Annotated in this window: 15 protein-coding genes; 10 read left to right on the top strand and 5 right to left on the bottom strand. The window is 61.9% G+C overall.

The window, feature by feature from the left end:
- Window positions 1–12: 12 nt before the first annotated feature.
- Window positions 13–1,434, bottom strand: a complete 1,422-nt coding sequence (locus tag RCH06_RS14215) for an FAD-binding oxidoreductase (protein ID WP_327082124.1) — start codon at window positions 1,432–1,434, stop codon at window positions 13–15.
- Between the two features lie 182 nt (window positions 1,435–1,616).
- On the opposite strand from RCH06_RS14215, the gene RCH06_RS14220 reads away from it, so the two are divergent.
- A complete protein-coding gene (locus RCH06_RS14220; RefSeq protein WP_327082125.1) occupies window positions 1,617–2,192 on the top strand; it encodes a cob(I)yrinic acid a,c-diamide adenosyltransferase in 576 nt (191 codons plus the stop codon).
- Window positions 2,193–2,212: 20 nt separating this feature from the next.
- Here RCH06_RS14220 and RCH06_RS14225 read toward each other — a convergent pair whose 3' ends face one another.
- Window positions 2,213–3,157 carry a CysB family HTH-type transcriptional regulator gene (locus RCH06_RS14225; RefSeq protein ID WP_327082126.1) on the bottom strand — a complete coding sequence of 315 codons (945 nt, stop codon included), beginning with the start codon at window positions 3,155–3,157 and terminating at the stop codon, window positions 2,213–2,215.
- Between the two features lie 1,020 nt (window positions 3,158–4,177).
- The gene (locus tag RCH06_RS14230) at window positions 4,178–4,600 is read right to left on the bottom strand and encodes a hotdog fold thioesterase (protein ID WP_327082127.1); all 423 of its coding nucleotides are present in this window, start codon (window positions 4,598–4,600) and stop codon (window positions 4,178–4,180) included.
- A gap of 129 nt (window positions 4,601–4,729) precedes the next feature.
- Between RCH06_RS14230 and RCH06_RS14235 the strand changes: the two genes are divergently transcribed.
- On the top strand, window positions 4,730–6,058 hold the full coding sequence (locus RCH06_RS14235) for a glycine zipper domain-containing protein (protein ID WP_327082128.1): 1,329 nt from the start codon (window positions 4,730–4,732) through the stop codon (window positions 6,056–6,058).
- A gap of 101 nt (window positions 6,059–6,159) precedes the next feature.
- Window positions 6,160–6,555, top strand: a complete 396-nt coding sequence (locus RCH06_RS14240) for a hypothetical protein (RefSeq protein WP_327082129.1) — start codon at window positions 6,160–6,162, stop codon at window positions 6,553–6,555.
- A 221-nt stretch (window positions 6,556–6,776) separates the two neighbouring features.
- Here the strand turns inward: RCH06_RS14240 and RCH06_RS14245 are convergent, their stop codons facing one another.
- A complete protein-coding gene (locus tag RCH06_RS14245) occupies window positions 6,777–8,063 on the bottom strand; it encodes a solute carrier family 23 protein (protein WP_327082130.1) in 1,287 nt (428 codons plus the stop codon).
- A gap of 260 nt (window positions 8,064–8,323) precedes the next feature.
- On the opposite strand from RCH06_RS14245, the gene RCH06_RS14250 reads away from it, so the two are divergent.
- The 7 genes from RCH06_RS14250 to RCH06_RS14280 all read left to right on the top strand — a co-directional run bounded on the left by RCH06_RS14250 (window position 8,324) and on the right by RCH06_RS14280 (window position 14,612).
- Window positions 8,324–9,568 (top strand): efflux RND transporter periplasmic adaptor subunit, encoded by a 1,245-nt coding sequence (locus RCH06_RS14250; protein WP_327082131.1) that lies wholly within the window; start codon window positions 8,324–8,326, stop codon window positions 9,566–9,568.
- Between the two features lie 17 nt (window positions 9,569–9,585).
- The gene (locus tag RCH06_RS14255; protein WP_327082132.1) at window positions 9,586–10,872 is read left to right on the top strand and encodes an ABC transporter permease; all 1,287 of its coding nucleotides are present in this window, start codon (window positions 9,586–9,588) and stop codon (window positions 10,870–10,872) included.
- A gap of 335 nt (window positions 10,873–11,207) precedes the next feature.
- Window positions 11,208–12,041 (top strand): hypothetical protein, encoded by an 834-nt coding sequence (locus RCH06_RS14260; RefSeq protein ID WP_327082133.1) that lies wholly within the window; start codon window positions 11,208–11,210, stop codon window positions 12,039–12,041.
- Between the two features lie 218 nt (window positions 12,042–12,259).
- Window positions 12,260–12,559, top strand: coding sequence for a BrnT family toxin (locus RCH06_RS14265; RefSeq protein ID WP_327082134.1), 300 nt, complete (start codon window positions 12,260–12,262; stop codon window positions 12,557–12,559).
- A complete protein-coding gene (locus tag RCH06_RS14270) occupies window positions 12,543–12,809 on the top strand; it encodes a BrnA antitoxin family protein (RefSeq protein WP_327082135.1) in 267 nt (88 codons plus the stop codon). Before RCH06_RS14265 ends, RCH06_RS14270 begins: the two co-directional genes overlap by 17 nt.
- A gap of 73 nt (window positions 12,810–12,882) precedes the next feature.
- Window positions 12,883–13,575: an ABC transporter ATP-binding protein gene (locus RCH06_RS14275; RefSeq protein ID WP_327082136.1), complete on the top strand. Its 693-nt coding sequence runs from the start codon at window positions 12,883–12,885 to the stop codon at window positions 13,573–13,575.
- Window positions 13,576–13,691: 116 nt separating this feature from the next.
- Window positions 13,692–14,612: a response regulator gene (locus RCH06_RS14280; protein ID WP_327082137.1), complete on the top strand. Its 921-nt coding sequence runs from the start codon at window positions 13,692–13,694 to the stop codon at window positions 14,610–14,612.
- A 420-nt stretch (window positions 14,613–15,032) separates the two neighbouring features.
- On the opposite strand, the gene RCH06_RS14285 is transcribed toward RCH06_RS14280, so the two are convergent.
- The gene (locus RCH06_RS14285; RefSeq protein WP_327082138.1) at window positions 15,033–15,941 is read right to left on the bottom strand and encodes a hypothetical protein; all 909 of its coding nucleotides are present in this window, start codon (window positions 15,939–15,941) and stop codon (window positions 15,033–15,035) included.
- Window positions 15,942–16,308 lie beyond the last annotated feature (367 nt).

The following is a 16,308-nucleotide window of genomic DNA, read 5'->3' on the forward strand; positions in this document are numbered from 1 at the left end:
CCCCTGCCGGGTTTACAGCGTAAAAATCTTGCCCGGATTCATGATGTTTTTCGGGTCGAGTGCGCGCTTGATGGTGCGCATCATGTCGACTGCGCCGTCGCCGGTCTCGCTGAGTAAAAAGTCGATCTTGCCCAGTCCAATGCCGTGTTCGCCGGTGCAGGTGCCTTCCAGCCGCAGGGCGCGCGTCACCAGCTTGTGGTTCAGGTCTTCGGCGGTTTCGCGTTCTTCGGGCTTGTTGGGGTCAATCAGGTAGCCAAAGTGGAAGTTTCCGTCGCCGACATGGCCGACCAGAAAGTAGGGAATGCCGCTGGCATCGGCCTCGGCCACCGACTCCAGCAGGCAGTCGGCCAGGCGTGAAATCGGCACGCAGGTGTCGGTCGAAATCGCGCGGCAGCCGGGCTTGCTCTGGATGGCGGCAAAGTAGGCGTTGTGCCGCGCCGTCCACAGTCGGGTGCGTTCCTCGGGCGTGCTGGCCCATTCAAAGGCGTTTCCGCCCTGGTCGCTGGCCAGTTCCTGCACCAGTTCGGCCTGCTCTTTCACGCTGTTCGGCGTGCCGTGGAACTCCATCAGCAGCATGGCTTCTTCGCGCAAACCGAGCTTGCTGTGCGCGTTCACCATGCGCACGGTGTTGGCGTCGATCAGCTCGACGCGCGCAATCGGCACACCCAGCTGGATGATCTCGATGGTCGTGCGCACCGCCGCTTCGATGCTGGGAAACGAGCAGATCGCCGCTGAAATGGCTTCGGGCAGCGGGTACAGCTTGACCGTGACTTCGGTAATCACGCCCAGCGTGCCTTCGCTGCCGACCATCAGGCGCGTCAGGTCGTAGCCGGCGGAGGACTTTTTGGCACGCGTGCCGGTGCGAATGATGCGGCCGCTGGCCGTGACCACTTCCAGCGCCAGCACGTTCTCGCGCATGGTGCCGTAGCGCACGGCGTTGGTGCCGCTGGCGCGGGTGGCGCTCATGCCGCCCAGTGTGGCGTCCGCGCCGGGGTCGATGGGGAAAAACAGGCCCGTGCTTTTGACTTCTTCATTGAGCTGCTTGCGCGTCACGCCGGGCTGCACGGTCACCGTCAGGTCTTCGGCGTTGATGGCCAGCACGCGGTTCATGCGGCTCACGTCAATGCTGATGCCGCCTTGCACCGCCAGCAGGTGGCCTTCGAGCGAGGTGCCGACGCCAAACGGAATCACCGGCACATTGAATTGGCTGGCCAGCGTCACCGCGTCGGCCACGTCCTGCGTGCTTTCGGCAAACACCACCGCAGCCGGCGGCAGCGAGGTGAACGACGACTCGTCGCGGCCGTGCTGCTCGCGCACCACCAGGGCGGTCGAGCAGCGTTCGGCAAAACGCGTTTTGAGGGCATCAATCAGCGCTTGCGGCGTTTCGCGCTGAAGAATTTCGGGCAACAAGTGGTCAGGCAGTGGGGCGTTCATGCGGTGTCTCCAGAGGGGCTTCACAGTTTACGGCCTGCGCAAAGCCGACAAGCGCGCACGGGATCGACGGCGGGGCGCCGGGGTTTTGCGGGCGCAAGCCAAAGCGGGGGAAAGCTTGCTAACCTTGCCGACTGGTTTATCAATTATTTCAATCCAACTGCGCCTGCGCGCGCCTCTCCATCATGGCCAACAGACTTTCACAAATTGCCACCCGTACCGGTGACAACGGCACCACCGGGCTGGGCGACAACACCCGCGTTTCCAAAGACAGCCTGCGCGTTCACGCGATGGGCGATGTCGATGAGCTGAACTCGAACATCGGCGTGCTGCTGTGCGAAGACATGCCGGGCGGCGTGCGCGCGGTGCTGATCGAAGTGCAGCACCAGCTCTTCAACCTGGGCGGCGAACTATCGATTCCGGGCTTTGAGCTGCTCAAGCCCGAAGCGGTGGCGCTGCTCGATGAGGCGCTGGAAACCTACAACGCCCAGTTGCCGCGCCTGGCTGAATTCATCCTGCCGGCTGGCTCGCGCGCCGCATCGCTGGCGCATGTCTGCCGCACCGTGGCGCGCCGCGCCGAACGCGCCGTGGTGGCACTGGACAAAGCCGAAACACTGAAAGAAGCGCCGCGCCTGTACCTGAACCGCCTGAGCGACTTGCTGTTCGTGCTGTCGCGCGTGCTCAACCGCATGAACGGCGGCGACGACGTGTACTGGAAAAGCGAGCGCATGGTGCGCATGGCGCAGGACGACCAGGCCTGAAGCCGAGACCGCGCTGACAGCTAAATGTCGTAATGCACGTCGCTGGGCCCGTCATTCAGGGTTTTCTCGACCAGCGTGCGGGTCAGCATGGGCGCGAAAGATTCGATGAAGGCGTACACGTAGCTGCGCAAATAGCTGCCGCGCCGCACCGCCAGCCGGGTCAGGTTGATGCCGAACAGCGCGCCCGCGTCCAGCGCCCGCAACGCCGTGTCGCGCTCGGCCTCAAAGGCAATCGACGCCACGATGCCGACACCCATACCGAGCGCCACATAGGTCTTGATCACGTCGGCGTCCATCGCCGTCAGCACGATGTTGGGTGCCAGTTGGTGCTGCGCGAAAGCCTGGTCGATGTGCGTGCGGCCGGTGAAGCCGGTGTCGTAGGTAATCAGCGCAAACGCAGCCAGCCGCTCCAGCGTCAGCGGGCCGTTCAGCAAGTCGTGGCCGGGCGGCACGATGACCGCATGCGTCCAGCGGTAGCAGGGCAGGGCGACCAGATCGGGGTAGTCGCTGAGTGCTTCGGTGGCAATGGCGACATCGACCTCGCCTGACAGCAGCATTTCGGCCACCTGTTTGGGCGAGCCCTGGTGCAGATGCAGTTTTACGTTCGGAAACTGCGCCCGGAATTCCTGCACGGCCGTCGGCAGGGCATAACGCGCCTGGGAGTGCGTGGCGGCTATCGACAGCAGGCCGTTTTGCTGCGCCATGTATTCCGCGCCGGCTTTTTTCAGGTTGCTGCATTCGAGCAGCAGGCGCTCGACGATGGGCAGCACGTGGGCGCCGGGCTCGGTGAGGCCGGTCAGGCGCTTGCCGGCGCGCACGAACAGCTCGATGCCCAGTTCTTCTTCGAGTTCACGGATTTGCCGGCTGACGCCCGGTTGCGAGGTGTGCAGTGCGCTGGCCACGTCGGTGAGGTTGAAGTTGCATCGCACGGTTTCACGCACGGAGCGCAGTTGCTGAAAGTTCATGGGCTGGATGCTTGTGCGGTGTTTGGGACTCGGGATTGTGGGCGCTACCGGGTGGTTTTGGAACGACTGTTTAGTTGGTTATTCATAACGGAAACTGTCTTTAAGACTGGCGCTGGTTTTGGTCTTGTGTGCGCTGCTTTGGCTGGCTGGCCGGGGGTTGCCCGGCGGCAACTTACTTGTCTTTTGGCTATCGCCAAAGAAAAGTAAGCAAAAGAAAGGCGACCCGACTGGCTGGGGCCCTTCGGGCAACCTGTGCTGAGCGGGAAAAGCGGGGGTCGGCGCAAACTCGGCTATCACTGCGTTGCGCTCAAACAGCGCGCCGCCCTGATCCCGCTTTTCCCGCTCATCACAGGCCCAGCCAGAACGGGGTGGGGAAGGGGTTCGGGAGCGGATTCGGGCTCAAAAAGTGCCTGATGAGCTAATTACCTCAGACGTTTATTTATTACCCCCTGTCATTCCCGCGAAGGCGGGAATCCAGCCGGCGCTGGTCATGGATCACTGGATTCCCGCCTTCGCGGGAATGACGGCTGCAAGTAGCTGAGGCACGTAGTTAATCAGAAAAAAGTACCGGATGCGCATACGGCGCGGGCGCAAGCAGCTATTGAATTTGTAGCGGTTTTGATTAACTGGACGCGATGTCTTTTTGACTTCGGCTGTTCGGTATTGGTTTTCGCCTTCCATTCCCCAGCCCCTTCTGTCTGCGCTGAGGAGCGCAAGGCCAGACGGATCAGGGCTCGTGCTTGTTTGAGCCGAAGGCGAGTTTGCACGAGACCCCGGCTGGACTGAGCACCGCAGGGTGCCCCGTAGCGAAGCGAAGGGGTCGCAGACAGCAGGGGTCGCCTTTCTTTGCTTACTTTCTTTGGCGATAGCCAAAGAAAGTGAGTAGCCGCCGGGCTACCCCGGCAAGCCGGCCCATGCAGCTTTAGCCAGCGATCGAACAAATAACTATCCCAAACAAAACGCTACGAATCCAATAGCAGCTACCGCAAGACCACCCTGCACAAGCGGCCTTTTCGATGGTTATCGAGCTGCCAGAACCGCCATCGTGATGCGCGACACGCAGGTCAGCTCGCCGGCGTCGTTGCGCAGCTCAATGGCCCACACCTGCGTGCTGCGGCCGATATGAACGGGCCGGGTGATGCCGGTAACCCAGCCGCTGGTTGTGCCCTTGAGGTGGTTGGCGTTGATGTCCAGGCCCACCACGCGCTGGCCTGGCGGGGCGCAATAAGCCGCGCCGCACGAACCCAGCGTTTCGGCCAGCACCACCGCCACGCCGCCATGCAGCAGGCCGTAAGGCTGAATCGTGCGGCCATCCACCGGCACGCGGGCGCGAATGAAATCGTCGCCGACCTCCAGAAACTCGATGCCCAGATGGCTGACGGCGGTGTGGGCGCTTGAGGCGGTGAGCAGTTCGACAGAGATGGCTTGTTTCCAGATTGGCATGACGGGCCCTTAAAGATGAATGGCCTTGACTATATAAGGCAGTCACCTACAGCCGATGGGTGGGTTGTCGCTGGTGCGTCCGCTGCGCGCGGTTTAAGCTGCAACCATGAACCCTACCCAGGAAACAGCATGATGCGCGCCCGTCGATGGCTGATGGGTGGCGGCATTGCCCTGGGTGTGCTGGGCTTGGTGGCGGTGGTTGCCGTGCAGATGATTCCTTCTGACGAGGAACTGAAGGTTCGCGCCGCTGCCGAGCTGGAAACGGCGCTGGGCGTTCCGGTCAGCATCGGCGCGTTGCACTGGCAGCTGCTGCCTTCGGCGCGCGTGACGGTTGAAAACGTGGTGACCACGCAAACCCAGCCGATTGAAGTGAAAAAACTCACGACCTACCTTGATGCCTCGGCGCTCTGGCAGCGCCGCCTGAAAGTAAAGCGCGCCGAACTGGACGGTGGCGTTTTGCCGCAGCTTTCCTTGCGCGCCCTGGGCAGCAAGCCGGGGTCGCAAGAGGCGCAAAAGTCGCCAGACCCGAAACCTGCGCAAAAGCCAGGCACGTTCACCGTTGACCCCTTGCCGCTGGCGCAATTTGCCTTTCGGGATGTGACCTGGATTTCGCGAACCGGCGTGCGGCTTGTTTTGGCCGGAGAAGTGGGTTTTGATGTCGGCTGGCGACCACGCACGGCCCAGATTCGCCGCCCGGACATCACACCGCCAGCCGATCTGACGCTGACGCGCCAAGGGCAGGAAGACCGCTGGGAAGCCCTGATCAATCTGGGCGGCGGCACGGCCAACGGCGCGTTGACGCTGAAATCGCAAGACAAAGGCGGCTTGCGCCTGAGCGGCACCTTCAAGCCGCAAGGCATTGAAGTCAGCAGTGCGCTGCGGGCGATGAACCAGCGCGCTGTCGTGGGCGGCAAGGCGTCGGGCGACACCAGTTTGTCGGCCAGCGGCGACACGGCAGGCGAGTTGGCCCGGTCGCTGCACACCACCACATCCTTCAAAATGGGCCCCTCCAGCTTGCTGCGGTTTGACCTGGACAAAGCCATTCGCAGCTTGGGCAAAGACCATGCCGGCAAAACTCCCCTTGACGGCATCACCGGCCAGCTGGACACGCAAAACACCGCGCAAGGCATGGTGGTCAGCTTGACCCGGCTTAAAACCAGTTCGGGCGCTTTAAGCGCATCGGGCCAGGCGCGCATAGCCAACCGCAAGATCGACGCCGAGTTTTCGGTCGATCTGGTCGATGGCGTGATTGGTATCCCGCTCAAGCTCAGCGGCCCGCTGGACAAAGTCCAGGTGTCGGTGCCCCCCGGTGCGCTGGCCGGTGCTGTGGTGGGCACGGCGGTGCTGCCGGTGATCGGCACCGCCATCGGTGCGCGCATTGGCGCTGCCTTGGGAAAGATTTTTGGCACCCAGCCTGACGCTCAAAAACCCGCGCCGCCGGCTGCCAGAAAACGTTGACACAGCGGGCGGCTTGTTGCAAAAAAGGGCAAAACAATCTTCGCTGTTGGCGTAACAAGGGGGCTCTGCTAAGCTGCTTGCTTACCCCTTTGCTGCCTGCCATGCCTAAACACCCGCCCAAATCCGCCTCACTCACGTCCCTGGAGCGTGTACTTGACCAAAATGTCGCCATTCAGGACACGGTCGGACAGTCCGCTGGTGAGCTGTGCCTGATCAATACGGTGCTCAAGCAGGAAGTGCCCCGCCATGCGCAAAACGGCGTTGTGGCGCAAGCGCTGCAGAAAACCGACGAACTGGAAAGCCGGATTCAGGCCTCTGCCGACGACCTGGCACAGGTCAATGCAGCGCTGAAACACGAAATCAGCAAGCGCGCGGCGCTGGAGCGCCAGCTGGCGTCCACCCAAAGTGCGCTGGAGCAAGCGCAGGACGCGATGCCGGAGTCGTCTTCACAGGGCAATTCAAAAGACTTTTCGTCCCGCCAGCCTGCCAGCCGTTAACCGTTAACCGTTAACCGTTAACCGTTGACCGTTGACTGCAACTGCAAGGCCGCAGCCGCGAAAAAGGGTTGAGTGGCAACCCGCTTGACGCGCCATCACAGCCTGTAAAAACTGATTCTTGCTATTGAATAAATAGCTTCCAGCGCAGGCACAGCCTGCGCAAGAGGCCGTTTTGGTATTAAAAAGCCGTTTTCTGGCCAGCGCAAGCGGCTTTAACCGCCTTACTGCCTGCGGTTCAGCAGCGCGTACAGCAAAATCGCACCAAAAGTGGCCGTTCCAATGCCGCCCAGCGCAAACTGGCCAAACTTCAGCGTGAAGTCGCCCGTGCCCAGCACCAGCGTGATGGCGGCGACCAGCAGGTTCTTGTTGTCTGAAAAATCTACCCGGTTATCGACCCATATCCGGGCACCGGCTACGGCAATCAGGCCAAACACCACAATGCTCACGCCGCCCATCACCGGCAGCGGAATCGCCTGGATCAGCGCGCCAAACTTGGGGCTGAAGCCCAGCACCACTGCAATCAGCGCGGCAAACACAAATACGGCGGTCGAATAAATCTTGGTGGCCGCCATCACGCCGATGTTTTCTGCATACGTCGTCACGCCGGTGCCGCCGGCGCTGCCCGACACCATGGTGGCAATGCCGTCGCCGATGAAAGCGCGGCCCATGTAGGCATCGAGGTTCTTGCCGGTCATGGCCGTCACTGCCTTGATGTGGCCCAGGTTTTCAGCCACCAGAATAATCACCACCGGCACGATCAGCAGCATGGCGTTGGCGCTGAACACCGGCGCGGTAAAGCCCGGCAGGCCAACCCAGGCGGCGCTGCCGATGGCGGTCAAGTCAATCGGCTTGCCCAGTCCCAGGCCGTTGGTCAGCAGCGCATAAATCAGGCTGGACACAATCAGGCCGATCAGAATCAACAGGCGCTGCAGCATGCCGCGCGTCATCACCGCCACCAGCGCCACGCTGACAAAAGTGACCACCTGCATCCACGAATCAAAGTTGCTGGCCGCCATGTTCTTGATGGGAATGCTGGCCAGGTTCAGGCCAATTACCGCCACCACCGCGCCGGTGACGACGGGCGGCATGAGCCGCTCGATCCAGCGTGTGCCCACCACTTGCACCAAAGCGCCCACCGCCGCATACACCGCGCCGCAGGCAATGATGCCGCCCAGCGCCAGGCCAATGTTGGCATTTGACCCCTTGCCGGCGTAGCTGGTGGCGGCAATCACCACGCCGATAAAGGCAAAGCTCGACCCGAGATAGCTCGGCACCTTGCCGCCCGTGACGATAAAAAAGATCAGCGTGCCGATGCCGCTCATCAAGATAGCAATGTTCGGGTCAAACCCCATCAGCAGCGGTGCCAGCACGGTCGAGCCAAACATGGCCACCACGTGCTGCATGCCCATGACCGCTGTTTGCGGCCACGGCAGCCGCTCGTCCGGCCCGATCACACCGCCTTGCAGCAGCACCGCGCTGCTTTTTTCTGTCCAGTCCAGCATGCCCATTGATCGCTCCCATTTTTGAATTGGGGCAATGCTAAAGGCAATTTGCCGCGCCTGGCGCTTCCCGACAAGCGCAGCGCAAAGAAACCGGTTGAAGCCCGCCAGCCTGTGGCGTTCAAGACGCCAGGTTCAGGCAGTGGATTGCATGGAACGGCGTGTGGCGCACAAGCCTGCCAACGTCCAGTCGAGGCAGCCATGACAGGTTGACAAACCTTGACCTTGCACAGTCTTGCGCAACCCTTCAACTGCTACGCTTGCAGGCTATGAAACCTCTCGTCAAATGGAGCATGGCTGCCTTGCTGGTCGTGGCCGTATCCGCCGCAGCGCTATTGGCCAGCCGGCGCGGCACACCCGTACAACTGGCGCCCGTGGTGCGCACCGGCATCGTGCAATCGGTGGTCGCCACCGGGCGGCTGAACGCCCCGGCGCGCATGGACATTGGTGCTGAAGTCACCGCCACGGTGCTGGACGTACGGGTGCGCGAAGGCGACCGCGTCAAGGCCGGCGATGTGCTGCTGCACCTGGCGGACGCCGAAGCGCGCGCCGCGCTGCAGCAGGCCAAGGCCGCGTTGATTGAAGCGCGCGGCCGTGCCACCCAGCAGGCCATGGTGGCCGCGCCGGTCGCCAGCCAGGCGGTGGTGCAGGCCGACGCCGCATTCACCGCCGCCGAGCGCGAATACCAGCGTGCGCAGGAACTGGTGGCGCAAGGCTTTTTCTCGCGGCAAAAGCTTGACGACGCCCGGCGCGCGCTCGACACGGCGCGAAGCGCATTGCAATCAGCGCGCGTGCAAGCGCAGGCCAACCAGCCCAGCGGCATTGAGCACACGCTGGCCGCGTCGCGCATCGACCAAGCGCAAGCCGCCGTCGGCGTGGCCGAGGCGCGGCTGGCCCGCCTCAGCATCATCAGCCCGGTCGATGCCATCGTGCTGACGCGCAGCGTCGAGCCCGGCTCGATGGCCCAGCCGGGCCGCGTGCTGCTGACGCTGGCCGCGCAAGGCGGCACGCGCATCGACGCGAATGTTGATGAAAAAAACCTGCGCCTGATCAAAATGGGCATGGCCGCCAAGGCCGTGGCCGACGCCTACCCCGGCCAGTCGTTCGATGCGCAGCTCAACTACATCGCCCCGGCCATCGATCCGCAGCGCGGCACGGTCGAGGTGCGGCTGGCCGTGCCGAATGCGCCGGCGTTTTTGCGGCCCGACATGACGGTGTCGGTCGAGATGGTCGGCGGCGTGAAGCAAGACGCGCTGGTGCTGCCTTCGGGCGCGGTGCGTGACGCCGACCGCGAAGCGCCCTGGGTGCTGGCGCTGCAGGATGGCCGCGCCGTGCGCGTGCCGGTCACGCTGGGCCTGCGCGGCGTGGGCGCGGTGGAAATCGTCAAGGGCCTGGCCGAAGGCGAACAGGTGATTCCGCAAACCGAAAAAGCCGCGCCCGGCGACCGCGTGCGGCCCGGTCCCGATGCGGCCGAGAAGAAGCGCTTTGAGATTCCGGCCGGCATGGTTCGTTAATTCAAACAATCGCCGCCATGTTCAAAGCCCGCACGCCGCGCAAATCACGTCACCACCGCCCCGCGCTCAGCGGCCAGACCCGCTGGATGCCTTTCGAGCTGCTGGTGGCGCTGCGCTTTTTGCGCGAAGGCCGCATGCAAAGCGTGCTGATTCTGGCCGGCGTGACGGGCGGCGTGGCCGTCATCATTTTTCTCACGCAGCTTATCAACCAGTTGCAAAGCACCATCATCGACCGCGTGCTCGGCTCGCAAGCGCATGTGGTGATTCGCCCGCTGGAAGAAGTCACCCGGCGCGTGCTCACGCCCAGCGCCGATCGCGAAGTGGCCGCCGCCGTGCAGCCGCGCGACCAGCGCCTGCGCTCGGTGGACCAGTGGGAGCGCATCGCTGCGCTGGCCGCTGCCACCCCCGGCGTGCTGGCGGTGTCGCCCGTAGTCAGCGGCCCGGCGTTTGCCAGCCGGGGCAACAGCAACAAAAGCGTGGCCCTGCTCGGCGTGCAACCCGACGCCTACCGCCGCGTGGTGCGCATGGACGACTACATGACGCGCGGGCGATTCGACGTGACCGGCACGAACACGCTGATTGGTGTTGACCTGGCCAGCGATCTGGGCGTGACCGTTGGCGACAAGCTGCGCGTGACCAGCGCCAATGGCCGCAGCGAAACGCTGGACATCACCGGCCTGTTTGACATGGGCAACCGCGACCTGAACCGGCGCTGGGTGTTCGTCACGCTGAAACTGGCGCAAACGCTGCTGGACTTGCCCGGCGGCGTGTCCAACATCGACCTGACCGTGACCGACCTGTTCAACGCCAACCAGGTCGCCGACGCCGTGCGCGCGCAGACCAGTTTGACGGTGGACAGCTGGATGCAAACCAACGCCGGCCTGCTGACGGCGCTGAGCAACCAGACCGTGTCAAACAACCTGATCCGCAGCTTCGTCGTCATCATCGTCGCGCTGGGTATCTCCAGCGTGCTGGTGGTGAGCGTGGTGCAAAAGCAGCGCGAAATCGGTATCTTGCGCGCCATGGGCGCCGGCCGGCGGCGCATCATGACGGTGTTTTTGCTGCAGGGCGGACTGGTCGGACTGGCTGGATCCGTGCTCGGTTCAGCGCTGGCTTTCGGCCTGCTGGTCGTGTTCTCGCACATCTTCAAAAGCCCCGATGGCAGCGCGCTGTTTTCAGCGCAGCTCGACCCGATGCTGGTGTTGATGGCGTCCGTGGTGGCCTGCGGCGTGGGGCTGGCAGCGGCAGCGATTCCGGCCCGCAGTGCAGCGCGCATGGACCCGGTGCAGGCGATTCGGGCTTGAGGTCAGTGTTGCAGTGAAGCACGCTGTTTGATCTGCCGCGTTGGGATTGAAAGAGCGAAGGCTTGCAAGGTTGATGTGATACCGCATCTGTCCAAACGATCTGCACCGTTTGCCATGATTTTTATCTCTTGACGAGAACATGTCCAACTCGCGCAAATCAAAACGGCCATCTCATCAAACCTGCATGCATCCGCTTTCAGGCGATGCACATGACTGGTAGCCCGGGCTGCTGTCTGACACCGCATGGCGGCAAGATACGTTACGGTTATTGGTGTGCTTCGACTGTCGTTGCGAGGCGCCATTGTTTTTTTGTTATCGCAAGGAGATCTCACACCATGGCCTACACCCTTACCCAGGCACGCCCACTGCTTAACGCTGCCGAGCTGGAGCTTTTCGAGCAGAGCCGCACCGAGCCCGTCAAGCGCCTGACACCCGCCAAGCTGTCTGGTGCTGTCAAGCGCACCCGCACACTGCGCGACAAGTACCGCGACCTGTACCAGCGCCAGACCGTGACCGTGCGCACCAGTACCCCGGGTGCAGTCACCGGCAGCGACAACGATCGCACCAAGCGCAAGGCTGACATCCTGCAGGAAGTGCTGGAGCGCTATGAAGCGCGCGTCACTTTGCTTCAAGGACGTGACAGCAGCACAACCAAAGATACAGAGCCCGTTGGCAAAGCTGCAGCCAGGACTTCCGCAAGCCAGGATGTGAAGGCGGCTGTCAAAAAGACGCCGCGTGCTGGCGCAGCCGCACAGGCTACAGTCGCTGGCAAGGCATCCAAGCCCGCCAGCACCGCCACTGCCACCGCACCCAAAGCATCCAAGACAGAAAAACCGCCTGTCAGCCCCAAAAAGCGTGCTGCAACCGAAAAGCCCAATGCTTCAGCGGGCAGCGATGCCAGCACTTCTGCAGACAAGGCAGGACAAAGCATGGCGACACCTCAGCATGACCAAGCCGGCAAGCCGGCCAAGCGTTCCGAGAAAGCGCCTTCACGAAAAGCCCCCACAGCGGGCGACAAGACCAGCGCGCCTCCTGTCAATGCGCCGCTCGACATCGTCCCCGCCGCCAAGCGCGCCTCGCCCTTGAAGCAAGACCCGACCAACAAAGCGATCAATGCCCACCAAAGCTCGCAAGGGCGCCGCACGCAGGCCAAGCGCGACAGCCGCTGAGCTGAGACCCTGACGGGGTGTATTGCCACCCTGTTGCGCTAAAAAGGGCGGATGCCTTTGGATCAAGGGCGTCGCGGCATGTAGCGCGCGACAAGCCGCCCAGGCGGGCATGCAAAAAGTGCTTAATTTCCCCAAATTGCGAGAATGAACTTGCGCTTGGGATGCCGTCTGGAGCTCGTTAGTCAACTAAAACCCGTACATGACAGTAATATACAAAAATGATTGATCTCGACAAGATCACCGGGTTCAACTGGGACGACGGCAACGCGCGCAAGAACGAAAAGCATGGCGTATCCATGGCGCAAGCTGAGCAGGTTTTTTTCAACGCGCCCTTGCTGCTGCTGGAAGATGGTGCCCATAGCCAGCAAGAGCCCCGCCTTCATGCCTTGGGCAAGACCGATGCGGGACGTACGGTCCACATCACGTTCACGCTGCGCCAAGCGGGTTCGCTGATCCGTGTTATTTCAGCCAGAGACATGCACAGAAAGGAGCGAGCGATTTATGAACAAGCAGCCTAAAGCCATTCCGGCGTTTGTCAACGAAGCCGAGGAGCGTGCGTATTGGGAATCGCACGATTCCACCGAACATCTAAACTGGGCGGCAGCGAAGAAAGTTTCGCTGCCCCATCTCAAACCCACCACCAAGACGATTTCCCTGCGCTTGCCCCAGCATTTGCTCGACTCCATCAAAGTGGCGGCCAATGCGCGGGACGTGCCCTACCAGTCGCTCATCAAGGTGTGGTTGCAGGAAAAGCTGCACAGCCGCTGAACTGAGTTCGATCAACACCGAACGGCCAGATTCAAACGTCAAGCGCCGCCATCGGCAGAAAACCCTTTACAGAGTGACCACATCCCGCACCCCCATCCTGCGCCTCACCGACATCCGGCGCAGCTACAACGTCGGCACCGAGGTGGAGACCGAGGTGCTGCACGGTATTTCCATCGCCTTGCAACAGGCTGAGTTTGTCGCGCTGCGGGGGCCGTCGGGGTCGGGCAAGAGCACGCTGCTCAACATCATCGGCCTCTTGGAGCGGCCCACATCGGGCACGCTGGAAATCGCCGGCCAGCAGACCACCGCGCTTGACGACGCGGGGCTGACGAAGCTGCGTGGCGCAACCATCGGCTTTGTCTTTCAGTTCCACCATTTGCTGCCGGCTTTTACCGCGCTGGAAAACGTGTTGATGCCGTCCATCATTGCCCACGGCACGGCCACGGCAGCCGCTGAAGCCAACGGGCGCGATTTGCTGGCGAGGGTGGGCCTGAAGGGTGCGGAATACAAGCACCCCGGCGAACTCTCGGGCGGTATGCAGCAGCGCGTGGCGATTGCACGGGCGCTGTCTTTGAAGCCGCGCCTGATTCTGGCCGACGAGCCGACCGGCAACCTCGACACGGTGTCGGCTGACGAGGTGTTCGGCCTGCTGCGCGAGTTCAACCAGGACCACGGCAGCGCCTGCCTGATCGTCACGCACGACCCGCGTCTGGCGGCGCGCTGCGACCGCTTGATCGAGCTGGTGGATGGGCGTCTGGTCGCATGACACTGGATTGACTCAAACCTGGCAGGCCAGCGCGACGGGCATGGCATTCTGTGGCCTTGCTGCGCGTGCGCCGGGCCCGCTGGATGCGAACAAGAAAATCAGGTGAAAATCAAAAAATGCAGACCCAGTCCAAGCTACTTTTAGTCGATGACGAACCGCACAGCATTCATCTCCTGCAGCGGCTGTTTCAGCTGAGCTATGAGGTGTTTACGGCAACCAGCGGCAGCAAAGCGCTAAAGATCATTGCCACACACGACATTCAGGTCATCGTTGCGGATCAGCAGATGCCGGGCATGTCAGGCGCCCAATTGCTGTCCATCGTTCGCCAGCGTTCGCCGACCACGCTGGGCATTTTGCTGTCTGACCATGCGGATTTGGCAACGCTTGCGGGCTCGGCCCATGAAACCGGCATCTTCCGCTTTATGCACAAACCCTGGAACATCGCCGAGATCAAGACCAGCGTGCGTGAAGCGTGCGAGCTGTCGATACGCCTGCGCGAGATGGCGCTCAAGCGCAAACCCGCGTTGCCCCCGCGTGATCAGGTCGGGCCCGTGGCGCAAGCAGTCAATGGGGCTGCCGCACCTTCTTTGCTGGTGCTGGTGGGCAGCGAAGTCGACCGGCTGGAGATCATGCAGATGTTTGCCGGTGACTACTCCGTGCAGGGCGCGGCCGATGTGGCCGAGGCGCTGAAAGTCATTGAAGAGCAAGACGTCGGCGTGGTCATTTGCGAAGCACATGTTGGCAGCAAATACAACGGGCCGTTTCTGCGCATGCTGACGCTGAGCCAGCCGCTGGTGCAGACGGTGATGCTGACCAGCACAGCTGACAGCGAACTCATCAACAAGATGATCAAGCAGGTGCAGATTTTTCGTTTCGTGATGAAGCCGGTCGTGCGGCCCCATGTGTTGCTTTTCGCGGTTTCGGCGGCGATGAAGGAGCACCTCAGCCTTCGCAGCAATGCGCGCCTGCCCAGCCCGCCCGGTGCCGCCCAGACCACGCCTCCCGAAGCATTTAACCAGGGTTCTGCAGAGCAATGAAGCTGGACAGGCTGGCGTCAGTCAAGGGCTTTTTTTGAGCCGCCCGAGTTCGGATTCCAGTGCGGTGATGTCGCCCTGGCGGCGCTGGCGCTGCTCGTCAAGCGTTCCTGCGCCGCCTGGCATCGGGAAATTTACGCAGCAACGGCTTGTATTCAACATCGCTCCAGAGCGGCACACGGCCAGTGTCGGGATTGATCTGCGCGGTGCCGTCCCGGTAAGCAATCACGCCGTTATGGGTCGAGATCGGGGTAAAAAGCGGGAATGGCGGAATGCTTCACGTCTGAATAGCGGGCGAAATATACATCCCGAAAAATAGCAGCACCATGACCCGCAACGCCACCAGGAATTCAACCGTGACCTGGCCTGTGTTGCGGCAATAGGTGCCAGAAGCATTTGCTTTTTCACGCGTTTTCCTGCGTGTCATTGCGCTGACGGAAAGGCTGCACTGTCGGCTGGGGCCTGAAATTTTTCTGCCGCAATAGCGGTGCCCATACTGATGGAGACAGCGTGTTCGGTGCTGGTGAGGCTTTGCGTACTCAATGCGTCCATGCCTGGCAGGGGCGTGGCGGACTGGCGCAGTGACTCAGGCATCTTGCGAATCGCCACCAGCGGTCGACCTGTGCCCGCATGCAAGGCAGACGGCACCAGCGTGCATTCCGGGACATGCAGCGCACCGCTGCCCGGTGTCCATTTGCATTGCGCCGATGTGCCCGGCACCGGCACAGCTTCGCCGCTTTGCAAGGGCGCGGCTTCCGGTGGGCTGCAGGCGTCCTTGATTTCTGTTTTAAGTCCTGTGCGTTTGGCGAAGTCGTATTCGATGCTCACAAAATTGCACGCACCGTCCTGGATCTCGACCGACTTGAAGGGCTGCGGCTGGAGTTTGCAGGTGCCGCCTTTTTCAACTGAAATCCGGGACGCATCGTAAAGACCGCCGGAGACCACTTTCGCGTACTTTTTGCCGTCGAAGTATTCCTCGGTGCGCTCTGTGTCCAGCAGGGCGATTTCTGCATCCGTCAGTCGCTCTTTGGCCGCGTCAAAGGCCCAACCCTGCGCAGCAGCCACAGCCGATTTTCCGGCCAAGCAGCGCTCCTGAATCTCCCGCATGCTTGCGGCAAGTTTCTCGGGAAAGTCGTGGCGTTTTTCGCGCACGATCATCACCGGGTTGCCGCCACTGTTGGCGGACGCGCCGGAAACTGCCCCCTCGGCCTGGGGCGAACAGCCCTGTGCCAGCAGGCAAAGCATCAGCGTGGTCATGCGCCAGTGCGGCAGACGCAGCAGGCAGGCAAGGTGGGCACGTGATAGGGAAATAAGGCGTTGAATTGTTTTCATTGTGCAAAGACCGACAGGCCTGGGTTGATGCCGCCGAGTGCATACACCGACGCCCGCGTAAGTGCAGAAGGCGTTGACAGGCGAACCTGCTAATACGGGTTGTAAAGGCTGGCGTATTCCTTGTTGCCACCGGACGATTCATAAATCCCAGCGACTCGCATAAAGAAGATTTTTTGCATTTTTTTATTTGCCACTCACAGCAGCATTGAAGTTTTGCAGATGATAAGTAGCTTTCGCCATTGTCATTGGGCAATAGATGCACAACATCGACCACCGCGTCACGGTGCGGCTGTCAGCCCAGCGGGATTAAAAACAGGCGACAGCCTTTGCGGCCTGACGCTGCTACGCTGACAAGCTTTAAAAAGCC

This window comes from Polaromonas sp. CG_9.5, assembly GCF_035984465.1.
Lineage (GTDB): Bacteria > Pseudomonadota > Gammaproteobacteria > Burkholderiales > Burkholderiaceae_C > Polaromonas.

Coding starts and splice junctions, on each gene's coding strand:
- RCH06_RS14260 (WP_327082133.1), top strand. CDS start 11,208: ATGGCCTACACCCTTACCCAGGCACGCCCACTGCTTAACGCTGCCGAG.
- RCH06_RS14255 (WP_327082132.1), top strand. CDS start 9,586: ATGTTCAAAGCCCGCACGCCGCGCAAATCACGTCACCACCGCCCCGCG.
- RCH06_RS14265 (WP_327082134.1), top strand. CDS start 12,260: ATGATTGATCTCGACAAGATCACCGGGTTCAACTGGGACGACGGCAAC.
- RCH06_RS14250 (WP_327082131.1), top strand. CDS start 8,324: ATGAAACCTCTCGTCAAATGGAGCATGGCTGCCTTGCTGGTCGTGGCC.
- RCH06_RS14235 (WP_327082128.1), top strand. CDS start 4,730: ATGATGCGCGCCCGTCGATGGCTGATGGGTGGCGGCATTGCCCTGGGT.
- RCH06_RS14230 (WP_327082127.1), bottom strand. CDS start 4,600: ATGCCAATCTGGAAACAAGCCATCTCTGTCGAACTGCTCACCGCCTCA.
- RCH06_RS14240 (WP_327082129.1), top strand. CDS start 6,160: ATGCCTAAACACCCGCCCAAATCCGCCTCACTCACGTCCCTGGAGCGT.
- RCH06_RS14270 (WP_327082135.1), top strand. CDS start 12,543: ATGAACAAGCAGCCTAAAGCCATTCCGGCGTTTGTCAACGAAGCCGAG.
- RCH06_RS14280 (WP_327082137.1), top strand. CDS start 13,692: ATGCAGACCCAGTCCAAGCTACTTTTAGTCGATGACGAACCGCACAGC.
- RCH06_RS14245 (WP_327082130.1), bottom strand. CDS start 8,063: ATGGGCATGCTGGACTGGACAGAAAAAAGCAGCGCGGTGCTGCTGCAA.
- RCH06_RS14215 (WP_327082124.1), bottom strand. CDS start 1,434: ATGAACGCCCCACTGCCTGACCACTTGTTGCCCGAAATTCTTCAGCGC.
- RCH06_RS14225 (WP_327082126.1), bottom strand. CDS start 3,157: ATGAACTTTCAGCAACTGCGCTCCGTGCGTGAAACCGTGCGATGCAAC.
- RCH06_RS14285 (WP_327082138.1), bottom strand. CDS start 15,941: ATGAAAACAATTCAACGCCTTATTTCCCTATCACGTGCCCACCTTGCC.
- RCH06_RS14220 (WP_327082125.1), top strand. CDS start 1,617: ATGGCCAACAGACTTTCACAAATTGCCACCCGTACCGGTGACAACGGC.